Below are 20,230 nucleotides of genomic sequence, written 5' to 3'. Positions count from 1 at the left end.
AAAAGCGCCTTTCAACTCTCTCTTAGTCAAAATAAAAGGTGTTTTCAAAAACCGATCACCTCCTTCCCACTCCTCCATTTTATGGCACCATTTGATGATTTTGAATAAACCCTTCCAGAAAATTGTAGTTATATTTAAAGGAGATCGACTCAACCCGATCACCTCAACATACCTGGTAAACTATGACTATACGCATTATCCTCATTGGACTATTGGCAGTCCCGCTAGGGCTATACGCCCAAAAAAATCCTTTTGGAAAACTTCAAGAATGGGAGCAGAAATTGGAACATGCTCAAGATTCCGATCGCACCGAAGTACTGATTCGATTGGCCGATCATTTGTACAAAAATGATAGCCAGCGAGCTTTAAAACTCGCCAAGGAGGCCTATTTGCTGGCTGAAAAATACGAGCAAAACTGGTTTAAAAGCTGGGCCCATTATCGGATTAGTGTAACGGAGAGGGTTTTGGGAAATCATCGTGTGGCTTTGGATTCGATTCAAAACACGTTAAAGTTTGGCTTGGCGTATGACATTCCCATGATCATTCACGCCAGTTATTCTGAAATAACTTCCAACCTTATTCACATGGGAAAATACGACCAAGCTCTACAGTCTCTGGACGAAGGGATGGCCCTGGCTTTAGAGAAGAAGGACACCGTTATTTGGGCCAGTTTATCCTTGAAAAAGGGAAATATATACCAGTACCGATCGGATATTCAGTCGAGCCTGGCGTGTTATCAAAAAGCGATTGTACTTTACCAACTTACCCAATATGAAACCAGCCTGGGTTATGCCTACCAAAACCTCGGTGATCTCTACCTGACCACAAGCCGTATCGACTCAGCCTATTTCTGCTACCGGCAAACCATGAATATTGCCTTGAAAAACAACGACCAAAGACTGGAACAGCAAGCGGCAATGAGTCTGGTGGATGTTTATTTGCTCGAAGGGAAATTGGATTCCGCTATTCATCGGGCTCAACAATTTTACCAACGTGCCAACGATCTTGGCATCCCCCCTCTCCTTAGCCAGTCTCATCAATTGTTTGCCAAAGTGCAAACCCGTCTTGGAAACTACAAAAAGGCTGAAGAAGAACTTCTTATTGCACTGGATTTAACCCGCACTCAAGAAAACGTGTCCCGGCAAATTTCCATTTACCTACAGCTCGGTATGCTCTATCGAAATATGGAGCAACAAACCCGATCTCTAAAACTTATTTTGGAAGCCGCTGAAATGAGTCAGGAAATTGGTGAGATTAATAAACTGGCCAAATGCTACCAAAGCATAGCCGTATCCTACAGTCTCCTCCACCAATGGGATCAGGCTCAAAACTACCTCAACATGGCCCTTGCGATAAACGCGGAAACCAGCAAAGACTACAATGGACTGATCAACGACACCTACCATCAAGGCATGATTTACCTGATGCAAAACAAGACCGACAGCGCCATCCAAGCTTTTACCGAGAGCTACGAACGATCGGAACGATCCCGTTTTTTTAAAGGTAAAATTCTCAACCTGGAAGGGCTGGCAAGCTCCTACCTCGCTCAGCACGAATTGATCAAAGCCGAGAAGTCCATTCAAAAATCCATTGAGTTGCAACAGAAATCAGGAATTAGTTCTCCATGGGAAGCTGATATTTATAGAACCGCTGGACAAATTTCCCTGGCACAGGGCACCCCTCAAAAGGCAATCAAAGAGTTTAAAACAGCCCTCGATTATAACGGAGATGCCAATCGCCCTAGCCTAATACGCGACTGCCTGGACGGGCTTGCAAAATCTTATGGCCAGGTTGGAAATTACCAGCGTGCGTTCCAATATCAAACCCAGCAAAAAGTAATTGATGACAGCCTATCCGCCTCACGAAGAGTCCAGCAGATTGCCTTGCTTCAAACTACCTACGAGACCCAGAAAAAAGAACGGGAAATCACCTTGCTAAAAAAAGACAATGAGTTGGCTGAGCTCACCGTAGTAGCTCAGCAAAATGACCTGGATCGAAAAAAGAGTCAACTCACCACATTGATGCTCATAACCGGAGTCATTATCCTGCTTGGCTTGGGACTTTACAACCGATTGAGGTGGAAGCAACGGGCCAAAACTCTAATGCTAATTAATCGGCAATTGGAATTGGAACAACAAAATGCAAGCACTCATCATCAACTTGAAATGGCCGAAATGCGTTCGGAATTCCTCACTCAAATTTCTCATGAATTCAGAACTCCCTTAACCTTGATTCTTGGCCCCGTAGAGCAAATGAAAGGAAATCCCGAACAAGTAAATGACTCCAAACTCAACCTTGTTTACAAACAAACCAAACGCTTGCTCAATCTGATCAACGAGACCCTCGATGTGGTAAAAAGTGAGGATGGCGCCTTGCAATTGCATCAAACTCCAACCGATGTTTCGGGCCTTATAAAATCAGTGACCACGGGATTTACTCCTTTAGCCGAAAAACAAAAAGTGAACCTGAAATTGGATCTTCAAATCGAGGATAAATCCATTTTGTTGGATGCGGGTAAAGTGGAAAAAATCCTGATCAATCTATTAGCCAATGCCTTCCGATTTACCCAGTCGGGTGGCCAGATAAAAGTGAGTGCCTGGAGACCAAATCCTGAATCCCTCTGCATTGAAGTTCAGGATACGGGTGCGGGAATTCCTAAGAAGGCCTTGCCCCATTTATTTGATCGCTATTACCAGGTCAGTCCGGATGAACGCGGAAGCGGTTTAGGTCTGAATCTGTGCCAAAAGTTGACCGAGCTACACCAGGGGGAATTGACCGTAACCAGTGAATTGGGAAAAGGCAGCATCTTCATCCTCACCTTGCCCATAGCGGAGCCCAAATACTCCCCCATACAAACCCTGCCACTGGATCTGGCACACTTACCCAATCCCAAGGAAGAAAGCGATGAGAGGTCGACCATTTTGGTTATTGAGGATCATGAAGAAGTTAGAAACTACATCGCTGATTTACTTCAGCAACAATATCGAGTGCTACTGGCCGGCAGTGGTGAGGAAGGGAAATTGAAAGCTGAGAATCAACATCCGGATCTCATTGTAACCGACATTATGATGGGAGAATTAGACGGTGTGGAACTGACTCGCCAGCTCAAAAATCAATGGGCCACGAGTCACATTCCCATCATTCAACTCACTGCCAAAGCCGGATTTCAGGATAAAATGGAAGGACTAAAGTCAAGAGTTGATGATTACCTCACCAAACCCTTCCATGCCGAAGAGCTCATTCAACGCTGCCAAAATCTGCTGCATCAGCGGGAGCAACTTCGCCAGCTCTTTAGCACACCCCTACTCATGGAAAGTGATATCCTGCCTCTCTCCGACACAGATCGGGATTTTTTGGATAGAACGGTTAAAATCATTGAGGACAATCTTCACAATCCCGAATTCTCGGTAGAATTTCTTTGTCGGGAACTGGCTTACAACCGATCTGGGGTACACCTCAAACTAAAGGCCTTAACCGGAAAAAACACGAGTCAATTTATTAAAACCGTTAAACTCAGACACGCCTCAACTCTACTGCAAAAGAGCCAGGCAAGTATTTCAGAAATTGCTCAATATTCGGGCTTCAACAATAGACAGAGTTTTAACAAGGCTTTTAAAGAGCTATTTGGAGTAACACCAAGTGAATTCAGAGCGGCCTAACGGATCGTTACACCCTCCCAAATAAGCGTTCAAAAACTCATCTACACACTGATTATCAGAACCCATATAAGTAATTAGCATTAGACAATCCGTAATTACATTTAAACATTCTTTACCCTAGGAAGGACCTTTGTCTTATCAAATCATTTCAAAAAATGAATGCTATGAATAAGACGATTTTTATTACCGGTGCTTCCTCAGGAATTGGCCGGGCCACTGCCTTCAAATTTGCTCGTGACGGATGGAATGTTGCAGCAACCATGAGATCTCCTGAAAAGGAGACTGAATTGAACCAATTGGACAACGTAAAGGTGTATAAACTGGACGTTACCAAGATGGAAGACATCCAACTTGCTGTAGAACATACCCTTGAGGATTTTGGTCAAATTGATGTAGTGCTTAACAATGCTGCAGCCTCTTCTTACGGCGTATTTGAATCCTTTTCTACCCAAGAGATTGCCGGCTTATTTGAAACCAATTTGATGGGATTGATCCATGTATGTCACACCGTGATTCCACATTTTAGAGAAAAGCAATCCGGCACCATTATCAATGTATCCTCCCTGGCTGGAAGGGTCACCTATCCACTAGGAACCCTCTATCACGGAACCAAATGGGCTGTAGAAGGATTCTCTGAATCTTTGATTTACGAAATGGAATCGATTGGTGTGAAAGTGAAAATAATTGAACCCGGAGCCATTGATACTCCCCTACTTAAGGCTGCCTTTGCTACTTTGGAAAAAGAGAGTCCGGCTCCTTATGAATCGATCAAAAACTCCTTTCAAAATGTGATGGGAAGTATGGCTTCTGTACCCTCACCGGTAGATGTGGTAGTGGATACCATCGTTAAGGCCGCTACTGATGGAAGTAACCAGGTTCGTTACATTGCTGGTGAAGATGCGAAGCAAGCCGTAGCTCAACGCGATTCCATGGATAGCGAGTCCTTTATCCAAGGATTCAGAACTCTTTTTCTCCAGTAAGTCAAATCCAAAACAAGGGAAATCATGCGAAAAGTGATGCTAATTACAGGCGCCTCTTCCGGAATAGGAAAGGTTGCCGCACAACATATGAATAAGCTGGGGTGGAAGGTTTATGCCACTGCCCGACGGGTAGACAAAATGCAAGACCTCCAGAAACAAGGTTGTGAGGTTTTGGCCATGGACGTTACCCAAGATGACACCATGGTTGCCGGGATCAATGAGATCCTCCAGAAAGAAGGAAAAATTGATGCTTTGATCAACAACGCCGGCTATGGTTCTTACGGCTCCTTAGAGGACGTTCCCATTGATGAAGGGCGGTATCAATTTGAGGTAAATGTTATTGGCCTTGCTCGATTGACCCAATTGGTGCTCCCTCATATGCGTGGAGCCAAAGCTGGGCGAATCATCAATATCTCTTCCATTGGAGGAAAGTTTGGTGAACCCCATGGAGCCTGGTATCATGGGACCAAATGGGCAGTAGAAGGCATGAGCGATAGCTTGAGAATGGAACTCAAGCAATTTGGAATAGACGTGGTGGTGATTGAACCCGGAGCGATCAATTCCGAATGGAGCGGTATTGCTCAAACCAAGCTTTTGGAAACCTCCGGTGATACAGCGTATGGAAATTTGGCCCGAAAACACGTGAATATGCTCAAGAAGTACGATGGGCAAGGCTCAGATCCAATCGTGATCGCCAAGGCCATAGAAAAGGCTTGTGAGGCTTCTAAACCTAAAACCCGCTATGTGGTTGGTAAAGGTTCCAGTATGTTCCTTACGGTGAAGAAACTCCTTTCTGATCGCGGATTTGATAAAATGATGTTGAATCAGATGAAGTAATCCAAAAGCTTCCATAAGACTATGGATCCAATACTTCCTTGTGGTAATATCCCTCCAGGCTAAATCCTATCTTTGATATAGCCGGGGATTTTACCTTTTTAAACTCCTCATCAGGTAAAATCATGAAAGAGTACAAAGACTTTAGAAACATTAAATCGGTGAGTGAAGCTCACAAAATCCTGGGTTTGAATAAACCCAAGCACCCTTCTATTTCTCTGGTCCAAACCCGGGATATTGATTGGAACGAAGAGCTGTTTAACAAAAGCTACATCTGGGATTTCTACATGATCTCCCTTAAGTTTCACAGCAATCCCCTGCTCTATGGTCGAAACTACTACGACTACGAAGAAGGCACCCTGGTCTTCACGAGTCCCGGTCAAGTAATCACTCCTACCATGAGCGGCGATCAAGGCCCGAATGAGGGCTGGATTCTATTCATTCATGCCGACCTCTTCCGGCATACACCTTTGGGTTCGAAAATCGGTGAATACAGCTTCTTTTCCTATGCAGCCAATGAAGGATTGCACTTATCCGAAGAAGAGAAATTGAAGATATGTTCCATCGTTGAAGACATAGAAAAGGAATACAGCCAAAACCTCGACCGTCATAGCCAAACACTCCTGGTATCTAATCTGGAACTCCTGCTCAATCACTGTACCCGATCTTACGACAGGCAATTCTATACCCGGAGTCCGCACCAGAAAGACATCATTACCGTGGTGGATGAATTTATCATCAACTACATCGACTCTCAGAAATCACGGGCCCATGGAATTCCTACCGTAAAGCAGTGTGCCGAAAAAGTAAACTTGTCCCCCAATTACCTGAGCGATTTGCTCAAAAAAGAAATAGGAAAGAGTACCCAGGAGCTCATCCATTTTCACCTGATCGAAAAAGCTAAAAATCTACTCCTTACTTCTCAGGACTCCGTCAGTACCATTGCCTATGATTTGGGCTTTGAATATCCCCAGTACTTTGGCAATCTTTTTAAAAAGAAGACAGGAATGTCACCTATGGAATTTCGTCAATTGAATTAATCGGAGCACAGTTTATCCCTTAGATGATACCATCTTAAACGCCAATCGAGGCAATCGGAATGCAATCCATAGAAATAATCGAATTTTGGGAAGGGTGATCAATTTCTGATCCTTTTCCAATCCACTGACCATCCATTTCACCCAATGCTTCACGGGCATTTTATCCCCCTCCCTTCCGGCGGTCATGGAAGTTTCGGTAACGGGAGGAATACATTCGTATACCTGAATGGAACTATTGATTAAGGAATAACGAAGGCCTCGTGTAAAATTTCTCAAACCAGCTTTTGTAGCACTGTACACCAATCCATCTAATTTGGAACTGGCACCGAGAGCTGAGGTCACATTAACTATAAAGGGTGATGAAGATGTGGCCAATAAAGGAATCATGAGCTGAGTCAGAATAAGAGGACCAAAAAGATTGATTTCTACTTCCTGTTTAATCCGATCTAAAACATGGGTAGCTTCGTCAAACAAATAGTTGTATTGTACTCCCGCATTGTTGATCAAACCATCTATCAATGGGTAATGATTTTGCAAATATACAACGGTATCCTCAACGTCCTTTGTCTTGCTCACATCGCATCTAAGGGCTTTTAGACCTAATTTTTCAGCCTCATCCAATCGATTGGAATCGCGCCCCAAAATCAATACGATACACCCTTTTTCCAATAGTACCTTGGCCAACTCTAAGCCAATACCCGAACTACCTCCGGTAATCAAAATGGTTTTGTTTGCTAAGTCCATTTCTTGTTGTTATTACGGATTCTTAAGGGGAAAGCGGTAAGCAAATCCAATGTGAAAGACCTTATAGAGATTGGTTACACTATTTTCAAAACCTTCATTCATGTTTTTCTGAATCTCGGCCTGTGCCTCGGACGAAAGATTAGCCGTTCCTCCAAACTGATATTCTGGGTCCGGACGTTGCCCCCAGGCCGGCGTCCATTCAAACCCTGCTGTAAACCCATTTTTAAAGTGGTATTGATAACCCAACCCCAAAGCCAAGCCCCAACCCGCTGGACGCGATTGTTGAACATGAATACTGCCCTCGAAATTCTCGCCCACCAGGTTCCGGCTACGATTGTCAAAGAACATGTTTTCGGTATCTCGACCATTATAAACGAATCCAGCAGAGATATAAGGACCAAAGCGCACGGGCGTGTAGCGAACTTGTAGCATAAATCGCTGGTTCACGGTTTCCATGGATCGCATCAACCCATCCAGTTCAGCAGATTGCGCATTGAAGGAGCTTTCTGAGCGTTGAATTTCATCCTTAAATTGATAAATGAATCCGGCATAGATCTTTTCATTAAAGTGGTATCCTAGGGTGATACTGGGTTTAAAACTGCCTCCTACAGGCAATTCACCCAAACCAATACCTACCTGCCAGGTACGAGGTATAACCCGGCTATTTTCCTGACCCCAAGCATTGAATTGAAGCAAAAAGGCCATAACTATTGAAGTAATCCAAGTGATTGTTTTCATGTCGTGATTTTTAGAATTGAAGCAATTGATTAAACCATTTGAACAGATGAACCAGTGCCACCCCGAATAGACCGTTGATAGCAAGCATGGTTAAAGTTGCCCCTCGAAGTCCGAAATACTGCAATGCCAGGCTGTCGGGCAAATTCGTGTCAAAACCCAATATTCGGTTAACAATAACCCAGGCGTTGAGAATTTCGGCCCGGGTTCCCAGTAAATAATCCACCGAAATCATAACGATGGAGCAAGCAAATCCCGCTGCTGAATAGATGACCCAAGGGGAGCGAAAAAAAGATTTCATGGTGCATAAGAATTAAGTACAGGACAAAATTGCCCTGGCCCTGATCCTTAGGCATTAACATAGGTTAAGGAATGGTTTTCACCCCGATGATTTCACCAATTGAGCCCTAATTCGGCTGAGCTGAATGGGTGTTATTCCCAAGTAGGACGCAATGTGGTATTGAGGGATTTGATTTTCCAGATTGGGAAAATCTTCTCGGAAATGAAGATAGTTGGTTGTAGCATCGTTGGTTACCATGCGAATGTCGTGACGCTCTTTTTTGATCCAAACTTGTTCTAAGATTCGAAGCAGCAGAGTTTCCAAACAGCGGTGTTTGACAAACAACTCCTTGAACCCGGGATAAGAAAAGGCCAGAACCTTGGCATCGGTTAAAGCTTGAAAAGAGATCGCACTTGCCGATTCAGATAGGAGCGCCGTGAGTGGTGTAGGAAAGGTTCCAGGAATAAAAAAGGTTTTGTTGTATTCATTTCCTTCCTTGTTGTAGAAAACCCGAATAACCCCTTCTAACTGAAAATAGGCCTTGTGTACCCGAGATCCTTCACGCACCAGGTATTCATTCTTTTTTAAAGCAAGAGGTTGAAACAAGGGCTCAAAATCATTCCAAGCCTCTTCTGTGATAGGACTAAGTTGATTTAAAGCTTCATACAACGCCGTTGAATTCATACCTAAAAGACCAATGAATGGAATTCAAAAATAACCATACCCACTTGATTGAGAAATGAGTCGAATGGCCTTTTGACTATATTTGAGAAGCGTCCAACCCGTGGCAACAATGGCAATTTCAGCTCATTCCAACATGTTCAACTGGCTCAAAAACAATCCCTTGCTCTCCCTGATCTTAAGTGGCCTGCTCGCTGGCTTAATCTGGCGACTGGAAGTGGAATACCACGGCTGGGCTGGACTTAAGTGGATTAGCTATTTCCACTACTCCATACCTGCCGGCATACTCCTGTTTTTTGTTTGGAGTAATGCTCAAATTCAGTTAACCGCCAAAAAGCGATTGTTTTTCAATCTTTCTGGCCTTGTATTCACCGTCGTTGTACTTGGCTTGCTGGAGCTTTCGTTACGTGGCGCTTTTATCTCTGGCCCTTCCGCTTTTATTCATCACATGACCGCTCCCCGCTGGTTGCTTTTTGCCTCCCAATATGGCATTCTCATTTTACTTCCCCTTATTCCGATCGGGCTTTTCTTTATGATTCGTCTCTTTGGTATGCGCCCTCCTTATCGCAACCTATTCTTTTCGCTTGCTGGACTGGTCGTTTCAGTGCCCATTTGCGTACTTCTTTTAGACCTGGTCAACCACCGAGGTGGAGCGGATGAAATTCACGCCCTCAAGAGTGGGTTTATCGTTCCCTTTTGGTTCTTTTTTCTGGGCATTCTGTTTTATCAATCTATCACCAATCGCTCTTCTTCAGCAGCCTGACTCCTCCCCTATTATTCCACTTCAAAAAAGAGGGTCAAAAAACTGCTAAAAATCATATTTACACAGCGTATAAATCATCCGTTTTTGCTTGAAAAACAAGCCCTTCTCCGGTAATTTAGTAGAGGAAGTTCAGAGGTAGAGTTGGGGGATTCCTCCAAGGGAATGAATCCTCTGATGATCCTAATTGACGAGGACTTCCTTAATAAATAAAATGGGCGTCTTTAGGGACGTATGCATCATGAAACAGCTATTGATTTTAGGAGCGGGTACCTCCGGCACAATGATGAGTAATCATTTGCGAAAAACGCTACCCAAAAAAGACTGGCAAATAACGGTGGTAGATCACCAGGAGAATCACTATTACCAACCTGGATTTCTTTTTCTACCGTTTGACATTTACAAAACCAGTCAGTTGAAAAAATCCATCAAAAAATTCATTCCAAAAGGCGTGAATTTGATTCAGGAAAAGGTGGAATTGATTGACAAAGACCAGGATCAGGTAAGCCTCAAAAATGGGGAAAAACTGAAGTATGACATTCTGATCATTGCCACAGGAACCGATATCGCCCCTCGCGAAATTGAAGGAATGCTTGGTGACCACTGGCAAAAATCTGTATTTGACTTCTACACTTTTGATGGAGCTCGTAATCTGCGCAACAAGCTTAGAAAATGGGACGGCGGAAAATTGGTGGTTCACATCAGTGAAATGCCCATCAAATGTCCGGTGGCACCGCTTGAGTTTGCCTTCCTGGCCGATTCTTATTTCAAGAACAAAAAAATGCGCGATAAGGTGGATATCACCTTTGTTACTCCAGTATCTGGAGCCTTTACCAAGCCCAAGGCTTCTAAAGAGCTAAACTACTTGTTGGAGCAAAAGAACATCAAAATCGTTCCTGACTTCAACATCGAAAAAGTAGATGCAGACAACAACAAGATTGTGGACTACGGAGGCATGGAGGTAGAATACGACTTGCTGGTAACCGTACCCACTAATATGGGAGACGATGTGATTGAGCGCTCTGGATTTGGTGATGAGCTCAACTTTGTACCTACCGATAAAGCCACGCTTCAAACCAAGGTGAAAGACAACATCTTCGCCATTGGCGATGCCACCAATATCCCGGCCTCTAAGGCAGGGTCTGTAGCTCACTTTGAAGCCGAGATTCTTACGGAAAACATCCAACGCTACATCAATGGCCAGGAGTTGAAACAAGAATTTGATGGACATGCCAATTGCTTTGTGGAAACGGGAGATGGAAAAGCCATTTTGATTGACTTTAACTATACCCACGAGCCCACTACCGGGCACTACCCTTTCCCCAATTTTGGCCCATTAAGTCTGCTTAAAGAAAGCCACATGAACCACCTTGGAAAATTGGCTTTCCGCTGGATTTACTGGAACATGTTGATCACCGGAAAACACATTCCTTTCGTATCTGCTACCATGGATACTGATGGTAAAGACCTCGAACCCGAACAAGAAATAACACATTAATACCTAATAAAATGGAACAAGTATTTGCAGGGGTATCCGTTCAAGTAAATGACGAAGGATACCTAACCGATTTTTCTCAATGGACACGTGAAGTAGGTGAAGACATGGCTCAGAAAGAGGGCATCACCATGACAGACAAACACTGGGAAGTGATTAACTACCTACAGGAACAAGAACGCAACGAAGTACCACTTACTATTCGCAAAATCGGAAAAAGTGGTGTGGTAAACATCAAAGAGTTCTACGCCCTATTCCCTAACGGACCGCTCAAGGTATCCAGCAAAATTGCCGGAATTCCTAAGCCGGTAAGTTGTATTTAATTCATTGTTGAATTCAGATTTTATCCAAAATGGAAACCACTGATAATACCGTAGAAATGGCGGCTGAGGCGGCTCAAAAAGCGGCCGACAAACCCGTAAAGAAAATGATGCTGATCTTGTCTAAAGCTACTTTAGACAATGTATACGCCTGCTTTATCCTCGCTAACGGCGCTCGGATGGAAGGCATCGAATCAGAGATCTTTTTCACCTTCTTTGGTTTGGAAGCGATTCAAAAAGAAAAGCTCAAAAACCTTCATGTAGCTACCGTAGGGAACCCTGCCATGCACATGCCTACTATGCTGGGTGGATTACCAGGAATGGAAGCCCTGGCTACCAAAATGATGAAAAACGAAATGGAGAAATTGGATATTCCTCCAGTTGATGAATTTTTAGAAATTCTTTCTGCCAGTGGAACCAAACTATGGGCTTGTAAATTGGCCATGGACATGTTTCACCTGGAAAAGAACAAACTGATTGACGACCTCGATGGAGTGCTCACCGTGGGTGATTTTTACGCCCGTGCCAAAGGTGACGGAACTCACGTCCTGTTCATCTAATTCATTAGTTTATCGCGCTGAAAGCCCTCCTCTGGAAAACGGAAGGGGGTTTTCTTTTTTGAACCTTTTTCCTTTCTCCCTTAATTTTAGGTCAAAGAGAAAACCTATGTGGATTATGATTTCAGGTCCTTATCGCTCAGGTAGCAGTGATCCAGCTGTGTGGGCCCAAAACCTCGAGGCAATGAACAAGGCAGCATTTCAGGTATTTCAAAAAGGACATGTACCCGTTATTGGGGTAAATGGAGCTCTCCCCATCATCAAAATAGCCGGTGAACAACACTACGACTCGCTAATGATGCCCATTTCAATGGCCCTGGCCGATCGCTGCGATGCCGTTTGGAGAATCGGAGGCCCCTCCAAAGGTGCAGATGAAGAAATGAACTTGTTTATTCGCAAAGGATTACCCGTTTATCGAGATGTAAATAGCATTCCCATGGAATCTACCCATTCCTGAACTTAGCGTACCATCAATTTTTCAAGGAATTTCCTTTCACCATAATGAATCCCTAAAACGTAAAATCCTGGAGAAAGATCACTGATATCCAGCTCGGTGGGAAATTCGTCCAAGACCTCTCTTTTCACCTGATCTCCCTGAAGGTTAACAAATTCAATTTCAATAGGTTCTTGCATTCCACTTCCGGTAATGATAAGGTGATCGCGAGCCGGATTAGGGAAACTACGAATGAAAAAATCCTCCGAACTCAATTGGACACTAACGGTGGTATCAATAACCTGGCTACCGGTATCTTGAAATGTAACCCGATAGATGGGTGAAGCCGAATCGGCATACTCTACGATATACAACTCTCCGTTTACAATGGTCATGTCGATTGGGCGATTAAGGCCACGAATTACCCTGCGACTTTCAATCTCGTCGAAACTTCCTGAACGCGGGGAAATCATGAGTAGGTCTTCACTTTCGTCAACAAAAGTTCCTACTCCACCCTGAGCCAGAGTTCCTGTGGAATCGCCACCAGGAGTCCAGCTAAGCAAAAAACCTTTATCTGAAAAATGGACTCCTTCAATCCTTCCTCGGGAGAAAACCAATCCTAAGGGGCTCCGATGAGCAGAAAAAGTGGTGATGTAATCTCCGGTTTGAGAGGCTTGTTTCACTCCTCCAGTAATTGGATCACGGTAATAATCCGCATCGGGACCAAAGTTGCGCACGGCTTCTTTAAAGGTTACTCCTGGAGGTGGTGGCGGATAAGTAGAATCGGCATGGAAAAAGCCCTGACTCATCGCCCAACAATTGGGGTGTATCAACTTGTCTTGAGTTGGATCGAAAGGTAAAAACTGCTGCGGGGTGAGATTGCCCCCCATATTCCAAGGAAAGCCATAATGCGCCCCACGCACCACCCGATTCATTTCATCCGGATCATCGCGATCTCCGGAGTTTTCCAAAGCATATAAATGACCGTATTGATCGTAATCAAAATCAAAGAAATTTCGGGTACCTCGAGCGTATATTACCTGGTTTTGAATCAACCAAAGGCTATCGTTTTTGAGCAGCTTGTTCGTATCGTGGGTCGAAGCGCAAAGCAACACCGAGGTGAGTGGTACATTTCTAATTCCCGGATGCTTACCGTAGTAATCCTGAATTTCCCCATGATCGCCACGTGCTCCACTGCACCAGATAATGGAATCAGTGGGTGTAATGATCAACCCGGAAAACAAATGGTCAAAATAATCGGCAGATTCGTAAGGTTCTGTTTCTGCCAAAACCGCCCAGGTTCTGGATCCATTGGATTGCAGTTTGGCCTTACTTACCCGACCTGTGGTCCACTCCTTGAAAGCGTTAATATTCCCACAAATTACCCAAAGGCTATCCCGAATATCCATGCCCTGCAAATAGGTAATTCCATGATCGGCCGAGGTATACAACAAGGAGTCTTTGAGCGCCCCACTCGAACTATCCACCTGATAGATATCTCCATTTACCCGAGCATAGATCAATCGCTGGCCTACGGAATCGTGCAACAACCGCACTACCCTGCCTTCTACTTCCGTGAATTTAGAAATCTGTATTCGGGTATCTAAAGGAGTGGGTTGAGCCTGGAGCTGGATACTCAAAATGAGAGCAAGGCTCAAGAGAAGCGCTAATCGTTGGATCATGACGGTCATGTTTGATTGAGGAAAATACGACAAATTCCCGTGTGAGGCACTGTTAACAAGTCGTTCGATCCGTTTTAGGGATGAATTAAAAAATAGTTCTTAAATTCGCTACAACTTTAAGTTGTTGTAATTTACAAATGAAAGAAGTAACCCGTAAATTAAGCGAGCTGGGATTCTCTGAATATGAGTCCCGTACCTACCAGGTACTACTCAATCAGGACCTGCTTTCGGCCTCTGAAATAGGCAAGTTGGCCGAAGTTCCCCAAGGAAGAATTTACTCCGTTCTTCAACAATTAATCGATAAGGGATTTTGCACTCTGTTTCAGGGAGCGGTAAAAAAATACAAGGCTGTTCACCCTAAAACAGCATTTAACTCGCTCATTCACAAACAGGAGCAATCTTACCAGGAACTGATTCAATTTAAGGATCAGTTGGCTAAGGACTACGAGGAGCGTCAAACGGACAGTACGCCTTTGGAATACATTCAGATTTTGACCTCTAAACAAAGTCAGGTAGCCAAGTTTGATGAGTTAATTCTGGAGTCAAAGCAAACGCTCTACTCCTTTAACAAGGGGCCCTATGCCACCGGATTTAACCGGAAGCTGAAAGAAATAGATGAAGCCAGTGCTCCACTCAAAAAGATCATGGCGGCCGGTACAGTAGTTAGAGCCTTGTTTGAGCGGGAGGACAAAGCCGTTGAGCCTTTTGTACAAATGCTCGAGTATTACCAAAGCTTGGGAGAAGAAGTAAAAATCTGTCCTTCTCTACCCATGAAGATGTTGCTCTCTGATGGGAACAAGGCCATGGTGTCGTTGAGAAACAATGACGCCTCAAGGTTTAAGCTGACTTCGATGGTGGTGGATCACACCGACTTAACAACTGCCTTGTCCGAATTATTTGAACTGTATTGGAACCAGGGAATCACCCTGGAAGAATACCTCCAGCAGGTGAATTACCAGCCCACAGAATAAAGAAAAGGAATGTCAAATTAAAATGAAAACAATGATGAAAAAGTGGACTTTTCTACTCGCCCTTCTCCCCTTATCCTTGTTTGCCCAGGCGCAACACACCAAGGTAGTTTTGGTAGAAGAAGGAACAGGAACCTGGTGCCAATGGTGCCCCCGTGGCGATGTGTATGGCATTGAAATGCACAAGCAATACCCTAAAACGGCTATCTACATTTCGGTCCACGATGGCGACCCAATGGAGATGCCAGACTACGCTGATCAACTGAACTTAAGCGGATATCCAAATGGCCGGATAGATCGCAATACAACTACTGGATTGCAACCTGGTGCACTTAGCAGCGACCTGGCGCCCTATTTATCGCAAACACCCATTGCTGGTGTATCGAGTGACATTACATTCAATAGCACAACCCGTGAACTTACCATGACGATTGAAGCAGAAATGGGTAAAGATGCCACCGGAAGCTATCGTCTGGGAGCCATTGTGGTGGAAAACGGAATGATCGGGCCTTCACCGAGGTATGATCAATCAAACAGCTATTCGGGCGGAAATTTTGGAACCATGGGTGGGTACGAAAAGCTTCCCAGTCCAGTTCCGGCAGGCAGAATGGTATACAATCATGTAGCTCGTCATCTTCCAGGTGGATTTTCGGGAGATAGCTTGTCGCTGCCTTCACAATTGGATAGCGCCCAAACCTATACCTACGTGTACAAATGGACACTTCCAGCTGAGGTTAACGAAGATTTGATCCAGGTAGTAGGTTTTATGATCGATATGAGCAATGGATACATGGTAAATGCGGGCAAGAGCACCTACCTCAGTGGAAAAGACAATGCCGCACCCTTTTTTCACTCCGATGCCCGTACCAAAGGATTTAAGAGCCTGGTGTATAATTATGAAGTGATCACACACGATCCTGATGCAGACGGAATTACCCTTTCGGTGGCGTCAGGTCCGGCATGGCTTAGTCTGACTGACAATGGTGATGGAACCGCCGATTTGAAAGGAACTCCTCCCTCTGTCGGTAGTTTTCCCGTCACCATCGAAGTAACTGATGGGCAGGAAACCACCCAGCAAACCTACACCTTGATCGTAGAGGAACCCACCGTAGATTGGGTACAAGTGGGTAAAGTAGGTTTTAGCGGAAACAGCGGATCCAGTATTGATCTGGAATTCGACAAAAACAATGTTGCTTACGCTTTTATGAGCAACTCTGACAATGACTTCGGCCAGGTGTACAGTTTTGCCAACAATCAGTGGTCTCAAGTTGGACAGAACTACTCAGATATCAATCCTTTTCAATGCGATTTTACCATTGATCCGGAGGGTACGCCCTACGTTGTGAATGAAAACACCTTAAAAAAATGGAATGGTAGTCAATGGGAAACGGTTGGTAATGGGCCTTTTCATTCCGCTCGAGTAATTTCCCCTCAGGTTGTCATTGGATTAGACGGACATCCCATCGTGGTAGGCATGGAAACCAGTGGAACCTCAGTATCTTACCAGTTTGATGGAAGTTCCTGGGTTTCTCGGGGTCCTGTAGCCGATGGAATTACGGTATGGTACCGACTCAAAACCGATTTGAACGGTGTGATTACCACCATCTACGGAACGGATGGTAGCAACAGTTTCTATTCCGAAGCGGCTCGATTTACGGGTTCTGGTTGGGAAACCTACAAAGGCCATGTGGACGGTAACGACTTTACTTATTTCGACCACGATATTGCCACCACTCCTAAGGGAGATGCTTATGCTGCCTTGATTCTCGGATTCAGCGATCAATTTCTCAATATTTACAAATACGATAAAGGCGATGAGACCTGGAAATTGATCAAGGCCAATTTGTCCGATGGTCCTGCTGAGGACTGCATGATTGAATCTGATATAAACGGAACCATCACGGTATCTTACGTGGATAAGAATGCGGGAAGTAAAATGAGCGTGCAACGCCTTCAAAACGGAAACTGGGAATACTTGGGAATTCAAGGATTTACCCCAGGAGTAGCCCAAGCAAATATGACACTTAACGATGCTGGAATTCCTTTCGTCCTCTATTCCGACGTAAGTGCCGGAGAAAAACTCAGTGTAAAACGATTTGAAGATTTTGCAACGGTTTCTGTAAACGATGTTTCTGAAAAATCATCTCAAAACTGGCGCATTTTCCCTAATCCTAACAACGGAAACTTCTCCTTGGAGGGACCACACGCCGAACGCTATGAGTTGGTAGATATGACCGGGCGCATTCACCGTGCTAATGAACTGAACTCAACAGTGGATATTCAATCGGTTAACCTGGGATCGCTTAAACCAGGAATCTATTGGATTCGTTTATACTCCGCTCAAGGAAACCAGACTCAATCCATTTTGATCAAGTAATAAAATTATACCTCTACCCAAGCCCGATTCACCCAGGTGATCGGGCTTTTTTTTTGCTCTCAAGGGAGCGGCGGTTGACGAATAAGTCATTCGAAGCAATAGTTCTATTTTAGCATTTTGAACGAACCCTATGCCACGCTTTTTCTTTTTCGTATTTATCGTCATTTTAATCATTGGACTCTTGCGGAAATTCGTTTTCAGCAACAAAGCCAAAATGCGCCGAGCACTTAAAAAAGTTCCTATCAAACGCATTAACGAGGTAAAAAATGATGAATATGTTCGCATTTCAGGAAGGGTTATGAATTCCAGCAACGGGTTGGCCGCTCCCCTTTCGGGAAGACCTTGTACCTATCACCATACCTTGGTAACGCGGAAAAATGGAAAAAACCGAGAAACCCTAATCGATAACGAGGAGGCCATTAATTTTTTCGTCCATTCCGATGGTGGAGTTGCCCTGGTCAACGTGTTGTATTACAAGGGATTTTTGGTAAAAGACGGAAAGTTTAAGTCGGGGTTTCTCGACGATGTTGAAGAGAACATGGACGAGCTACTCCAGCGATTTGGACATTCAAGCACCAATTTTTTCGGCTTCAATCATTCTATCCAATACAACGAAGGCGTGCTGGAACCCGGAGAGGAAGTAACGGTAGCCGGATTTGGAGAATGGGTTCCCAATACCTTTAAGGAAGTGCCGCCGGAGGTTAAGCAAGTACTGATTTTGGATGGTAGCGTGGACAATCCTGTTTTAATCAGCGATGATCCCGGAATGATCGAGGATCCGGACACCGAAGCTATAAGCCAGGAACAAAAGCGACGGGTGGAAGAAATGAAACCCGATCCCATATCGTTTGAAAAAACAGACGTCCCAAAAGAAACCAAGAAGACTCCTACTCCTGAATCGAGTTCCCGAGAAAAAGAGGAAGAAGATAACCGTTCGGAACGCAAAAGCGAACGTCGCAACCGCAATGACCGCAAGGGGCGTTACCTGAAATAAGAAAGAGCTGATTTATTCGTAATTGGGAACCCGCACTTCTGATTCCCAGGAATGCATCTCCCCAGATTCTTTGGTAATCTTAGGTTGTTCTTGAGCCAAGAACATATCATCACCCAAAGATTTGGCTTCCACAGCCACTTTTACCCGGTGCCCGGATTGGGTTAAATCGTCGTAGGTCAAGGACTTGAAGGGCTCGTATGCTGCTGAATCCAGGAATAAAACTCCAATTCTCCCTTCTCCCAATTCAAGCTGAACATACGGAGCATGCATCAAATTGTGGGTTTCCAAATTGAGCATCCAGCGGGTACGATTGGGATCTATTTCCATCAACTGGTCGTAGCCTAAGCTATCCACCAAATCGCGGTATTCCATCAAAGCGTCATCCGGAAGTCCGTAAAAATTGGACGAATGAACCAAGGGAAAAAACAAGACGCCTTCCAGATCTTTGGCATCTTTCGATTCTGAACTTTGACAGGCCGATAACCCCGTAAAAAGGACTCCCATTAAAAGCGATTTTAGAACAATTGCGCAGCTATTGAATTTCATAAAACCCTTACTCATGCCAACCAGCATTGGTCAATTTGTAAATCTTTTGATTTTGAATATTCCTCCAAATCTGAACATTGGAAGAATCTTTGAGCCATACCAATTGATGAAAAGCAGGCGTGGTATCTGGTGCGGTAAAAGAGAAAAAATCTAATTGGATGGTATCCTGATGAGACCAATACCAAATTCCGGTAACTTTTTGTTCTAACACTCCTTTAGCTCCACGCTTTTTCCAAACAAAAGCATCTTCTATAAGCTCGAGTTCTTCCATTCCCACTTTCTTCGGATGATAAAAACTAAACTGCCCCAATCGCTGATCGGGTTTGGGCAAACTGGAAATTCTGCTCTTCGAAGGCTTTTCCTCATTGTAGGTGAGAAACAGGGTGGCTCCGGGAAAGCACCAATACTCCTTTTGCTTCAGTTTGGCTCTACCCCAATAGTTTTGACCATTACGCTCATACACGTAAGTCGTCCAAGCTCCTACCTCCTGATCAAAGGTCACATCCATCACCCTTGCCTCAAGAATTTCAGGCTCATCCTCACTTAATTTTACGTCAATGGTATTTAAATCGAACCAAAAAACGAGAAAGACTATAAGCCCAATGGGTATTATGAGCCACCACCAAACGGAAATCCCTTTCATGGGAGAAAAGTAGGCAATTCAATTACCCCATCAAAGAACTTGTGCGGCGTGTTCCTTGGTTTTTACTTTGGTAATAACCTCAGCAATGGTTCCAGCTTCATCAATAACGAAGGTGGTTCTTAGCAGGCCATCAAACTCTCTACCCATAAATTTCTTAGGTCCCCACACATCGTAGGCTTTGATCACCTCCATTTCTGTATCAGCAATCAAGGGAAAAGGAAGCTCGTATTTACTGATGAAATTCTGGTGTTTTTTCTCACTATCAGGACTAACACCGATAACTGCATAGCCTTGAGCCAAAAGCTGCTCATAGTTATCTCTCAGGTTACAAGCTTGAGCCGTACAACCGGGAGTATTGTCTTTGGGGTAGAAATAGAGAACTACTTTTTTCCCTTTAAACTGATCGAGGGAAATACTTTCTCCGTTTTGATCTTTTCCTTCAAATGCCGGAGCTTGATCACCCGCCTTCAAATGGGTGGAATGAGGTACAAATGCCATAGAA

General features: G+C 44.3%; 20 protein-coding genes. 12 read left to right on the top strand and 8 right to left on the bottom strand.

Annotated features, from left to right (window positions below):
* Nucleotides 1–182: 182 nt before the first annotated feature.
* The 4 genes from KFE98_15665 (at nt 183) to KFE98_15650 (ending at nt 6,513) form a co-directional block, all read left to right on the top strand.
* Complete coding sequence (locus KFE98_15665) at nt 183–3,659, top strand: tetratricopeptide repeat protein (GenBank protein UTW61435.1); 3,477 nt, start codon at nt 183–185, stop codon at nt 3,657–3,659.
* 164 nt (nt 3,660–3,823) lie between these two features.
* Nucleotides 3,824–4,639 carry an SDR family oxidoreductase gene (locus tag KFE98_15660; protein ID UTW61434.1) on the top strand — a complete coding sequence of 272 codons (816 nt, stop codon included), beginning with the start codon at nt 3,824–3,826 and terminating at the stop codon, nt 4,637–4,639.
* A gap of 24 nt (nt 4,640–4,663) precedes the next feature.
* The gene (locus KFE98_15655) at nt 4,664–5,476 is read left to right on the top strand and encodes an SDR family NAD(P)-dependent oxidoreductase (GenBank protein UTW61433.1); all 813 of its coding nucleotides are present in this window, start codon (nt 4,664–4,666) and stop codon (nt 5,474–5,476) included.
* 122 nt (nt 5,477–5,598) lie between these two features.
* Nucleotides 5,599–6,513, top strand: a complete 915-nt coding sequence (locus KFE98_15650) for a helix-turn-helix transcriptional regulator (GenBank protein ID UTW61432.1) — start codon at nt 5,599–5,601, stop codon at nt 6,511–6,513.
* Nucleotides 6,514–6,525: 12 nt separating this feature from the next.
* Here the strand turns inward: KFE98_15650 and KFE98_15645 are convergent, their stop codons facing one another.
* The 4 genes from KFE98_15645 to KFE98_15630 form a co-directional block, all read right to left on the bottom strand.
* Nucleotides 6,526–7,257 (bottom strand): SDR family NAD(P)-dependent oxidoreductase, encoded by a 732-nt coding sequence (locus tag KFE98_15645; GenBank protein UTW61431.1) that lies wholly within the window; start codon nt 7,255–7,257, stop codon nt 6,526–6,528.
* Nucleotides 7,258–7,269: 12 nt separating this feature from the next.
* Entirely contained in the window at nt 7,270–7,995 is a 726-nt protein-coding gene (locus KFE98_15640) for an outer membrane beta-barrel protein (GenBank protein UTW61430.1), read from the bottom strand.
* 10 nt (nt 7,996–8,005) lie between these two features.
* Nucleotides 8,006–8,293, bottom strand: coding sequence for a hypothetical protein (locus KFE98_15635; GenBank protein UTW61429.1), 288 nt, complete (start codon nt 8,291–8,293; stop codon nt 8,006–8,008).
* A gap of 78 nt (nt 8,294–8,371) precedes the next feature.
* Nucleotides 8,372–8,956: a Crp/Fnr family transcriptional regulator gene (locus KFE98_15630; protein UTW61428.1), complete on the bottom strand. Its 585-nt coding sequence runs from the start codon at nt 8,954–8,956 to the stop codon at nt 8,372–8,374.
* 109 nt (nt 8,957–9,065) lie between these two features.
* Here KFE98_15630 and KFE98_15625 point away from each other — a divergent pair, with 109 nt between their 5' ends.
* From KFE98_15625 to KFE98_15605, 5 genes are all read left to right on the top strand, one after another.
* On the top strand, nt 9,066–9,716 hold the full coding sequence (locus KFE98_15625) for a hypothetical protein (GenBank protein UTW61427.1): 651 nt from the start codon (nt 9,066–9,068) through the stop codon (nt 9,714–9,716).
* 238 nt (nt 9,717–9,954) lie between these two features.
* On the top strand, nt 9,955–11,211 hold the full coding sequence (locus tag KFE98_15620; GenBank protein ID UTW61426.1) for an NAD(P)/FAD-dependent oxidoreductase: 1,257 nt from the start codon (nt 9,955–9,957) through the stop codon (nt 11,209–11,211).
* Nucleotides 11,212–11,222: 11 nt separating this feature from the next.
* Nucleotides 11,223–11,531 (top strand): TusE/DsrC/DsvC family sulfur relay protein, encoded by a 309-nt coding sequence (locus KFE98_15615; protein UTW61425.1) that lies wholly within the window; start codon nt 11,223–11,225, stop codon nt 11,529–11,531.
* Nucleotides 11,532–11,587: 56 nt separating this feature from the next.
* Nucleotides 11,588–12,088, top strand: coding sequence for a DsrE/DsrF/DrsH-like family protein (locus tag KFE98_15610; GenBank protein UTW64728.1), 501 nt, complete (start codon nt 11,588–11,590; stop codon nt 12,086–12,088).
* 106 nt (nt 12,089–12,194) lie between these two features.
* Nucleotides 12,195–12,542 carry a DUF4406 domain-containing protein gene (locus tag KFE98_15605; protein UTW61424.1) on the top strand — a complete coding sequence of 116 codons (348 nt, stop codon included), beginning with the start codon at nt 12,195–12,197 and terminating at the stop codon, nt 12,540–12,542.
* Between the two features lie 2 nt (nt 12,543–12,544).
* Here the strand turns inward: KFE98_15605 and KFE98_15600 are convergent, their stop codons facing one another.
* Complete coding sequence (locus tag KFE98_15600; GenBank protein ID UTW61423.1) at nt 12,545–14,200, bottom strand: T9SS type A sorting domain-containing protein; 1,656 nt, start codon at nt 14,198–14,200, stop codon at nt 12,545–12,547.
* 137 nt (nt 14,201–14,337) lie between these two features.
* Between KFE98_15600 and KFE98_15595 the strand changes: the two genes are divergently transcribed.
* The 3 genes from KFE98_15595 to KFE98_15585 all read left to right on the top strand — a co-directional run bounded on the left by KFE98_15595 (nt 14,338) and on the right by KFE98_15585 (nt 18,539).
* The gene (locus tag KFE98_15595; protein UTW61422.1) at nt 14,338–15,171 is read left to right on the top strand and encodes a TrmB family transcriptional regulator; all 834 of its coding nucleotides are present in this window, start codon (nt 14,338–14,340) and stop codon (nt 15,169–15,171) included.
* 31 nt (nt 15,172–15,202) lie between these two features.
* Nucleotides 15,203–17,545, top strand: coding sequence for an Omp28-related outer membrane protein (locus KFE98_15590; protein UTW61421.1), 2,343 nt, complete (start codon nt 15,203–15,205; stop codon nt 17,543–17,545).
* A gap of 214 nt (nt 17,546–17,759) precedes the next feature.
* On the top strand, nt 17,760–18,539 hold the full coding sequence (locus KFE98_15585) for a hypothetical protein (GenBank protein UTW61420.1): 780 nt from the start codon (nt 17,760–17,762) through the stop codon (nt 18,537–18,539).
* Between the two features lie 12 nt (nt 18,540–18,551).
* On the opposite strand, the gene KFE98_15580 is transcribed toward KFE98_15585, so the two are convergent.
* The 3 genes from KFE98_15580 to bcp are packed head-to-tail and all read right to left on the bottom strand — an operon-like array spanning nt 18,552 to nt 20,226.
* On the bottom strand, nt 18,552–19,043 hold the full coding sequence (locus KFE98_15580; protein ID UTW61419.1) for a hypothetical protein: 492 nt from the start codon (nt 19,041–19,043) through the stop codon (nt 18,552–18,554).
* A gap of 49 nt (nt 19,044–19,092) precedes the next feature.
* Nucleotides 19,093–19,728, bottom strand: coding sequence for a hypothetical protein (locus KFE98_15575; GenBank protein ID UTW61418.1), 636 nt, complete (start codon nt 19,726–19,728; stop codon nt 19,093–19,095).
* 30 nt (nt 19,729–19,758) lie between these two features.
* A complete protein-coding gene (gene bcp / locus KFE98_15570) occupies nt 19,759–20,226 on the bottom strand; it encodes a thioredoxin-dependent thiol peroxidase (GenBank protein UTW61417.1) in 468 nt (155 codons plus the stop codon).
* Between the last annotated feature and the right edge of the window lie 4 nt (nt 20,227–20,230).

Source organism: bacterium SCSIO 12741 (assembly GCA_024398055.1).
In the GTDB taxonomy this organism is placed as follows: Bacteria; Bacteroidota; Bacteroidia; order Flavobacteriales_G; family Salibacteraceae; genus SCSIO-12741.
The sequence above is the reverse complement of the archived record's forward strand: the minus strand, read 5'-3'. Positions and strand labels throughout refer to the sequence as shown.

Bases quoted from the DNA above. Each gene is read 5' to 3' on its own strand.
- KFE98_15665 (UTW61435.1), top strand. From the start codon at position 183: ATGACTATACGCATTATCCTCATTGGACTATTGGCAGTCCCGCTAGGG.
- KFE98_15660 (UTW61434.1), top strand. From the start codon at position 3,824: ATGAATAAGACGATTTTTATTACCGGTGCTTCCTCAGGAATTGGCCGG.
- KFE98_15655 (UTW61433.1), top strand. From the start codon at position 4,664: ATGCGAAAAGTGATGCTAATTACAGGCGCCTCTTCCGGAATAGGAAAG.
- KFE98_15650 (UTW61432.1), top strand. From the start codon at position 5,599: ATGAAAGAGTACAAAGACTTTAGAAACATTAAATCGGTGAGTGAAGCT.
- KFE98_15645 (UTW61431.1), bottom strand. From the start codon at position 7,257: ATGGACTTAGCAAACAAAACCATTTTGATTACCGGAGGTAGTTCGGGT.
- KFE98_15640 (UTW61430.1), bottom strand. From the start codon at position 7,995: ATGAAAACAATCACTTGGATTACTTCAATAGTTATGGCCTTTTTGCTT.
- KFE98_15635 (UTW61429.1), bottom strand. From the start codon at position 8,293: ATGAAATCTTTTTTTCGCTCCCCTTGGGTCATCTATTCAGCAGCGGGA.
- KFE98_15630 (UTW61428.1), bottom strand. From the start codon at position 8,956: ATGAATTCAACGGCGTTGTATGAAGCTTTAAATCAACTTAGTCCTATC.
- KFE98_15625 (UTW61427.1), top strand. From the start codon at position 9,066: ATGGCAATTTCAGCTCATTCCAACATGTTCAACTGGCTCAAAAACAAT.
- KFE98_15620 (UTW61426.1), top strand. From the start codon at position 9,955: ATGAAACAGCTATTGATTTTAGGAGCGGGTACCTCCGGCACAATGATG.
- KFE98_15615 (UTW61425.1), top strand. From the start codon at position 11,223: ATGGAACAAGTATTTGCAGGGGTATCCGTTCAAGTAAATGACGAAGGA.
- KFE98_15610 (UTW64728.1), top strand. From the start codon at position 11,588: ATGGCGGCTGAGGCGGCTCAAAAAGCGGCCGACAAACCCGTAAAGAAA.
- KFE98_15605 (UTW61424.1), top strand. From the start codon at position 12,195: ATGTGGATTATGATTTCAGGTCCTTATCGCTCAGGTAGCAGTGATCCA.
- KFE98_15600 (UTW61423.1), bottom strand. From the start codon at position 14,200: ATGATCCAACGATTAGCGCTTCTCTTGAGCCTTGCTCTCATTTTGAGT.
- KFE98_15595 (UTW61422.1), top strand. From the start codon at position 14,338: ATGAAAGAAGTAACCCGTAAATTAAGCGAGCTGGGATTCTCTGAATAT.
- KFE98_15590 (UTW61421.1), top strand. From the start codon at position 15,203: ATGATGAAAAAGTGGACTTTTCTACTCGCCCTTCTCCCCTTATCCTTG.
- KFE98_15585 (UTW61420.1), top strand. From the start codon at position 17,760: ATGCGCCGAGCACTTAAAAAAGTTCCTATCAAACGCATTAACGAGGTA.
- KFE98_15580 (UTW61419.1), bottom strand. From the start codon at position 19,043: ATGGGAGTCCTTTTTACGGGGTTATCGGCCTGTCAAAGTTCAGAATCG.
- KFE98_15575 (UTW61418.1), bottom strand. From the start codon at position 19,728: ATGAAAGGGATTTCCGTTTGGTGGTGGCTCATAATACCCATTGGGCTT.
- bcp (UTW61417.1), bottom strand. From the start codon at position 20,226: ATGGCATTTGTACCTCATTCCACCCATTTGAAGGCGGGTGATCAAGCT.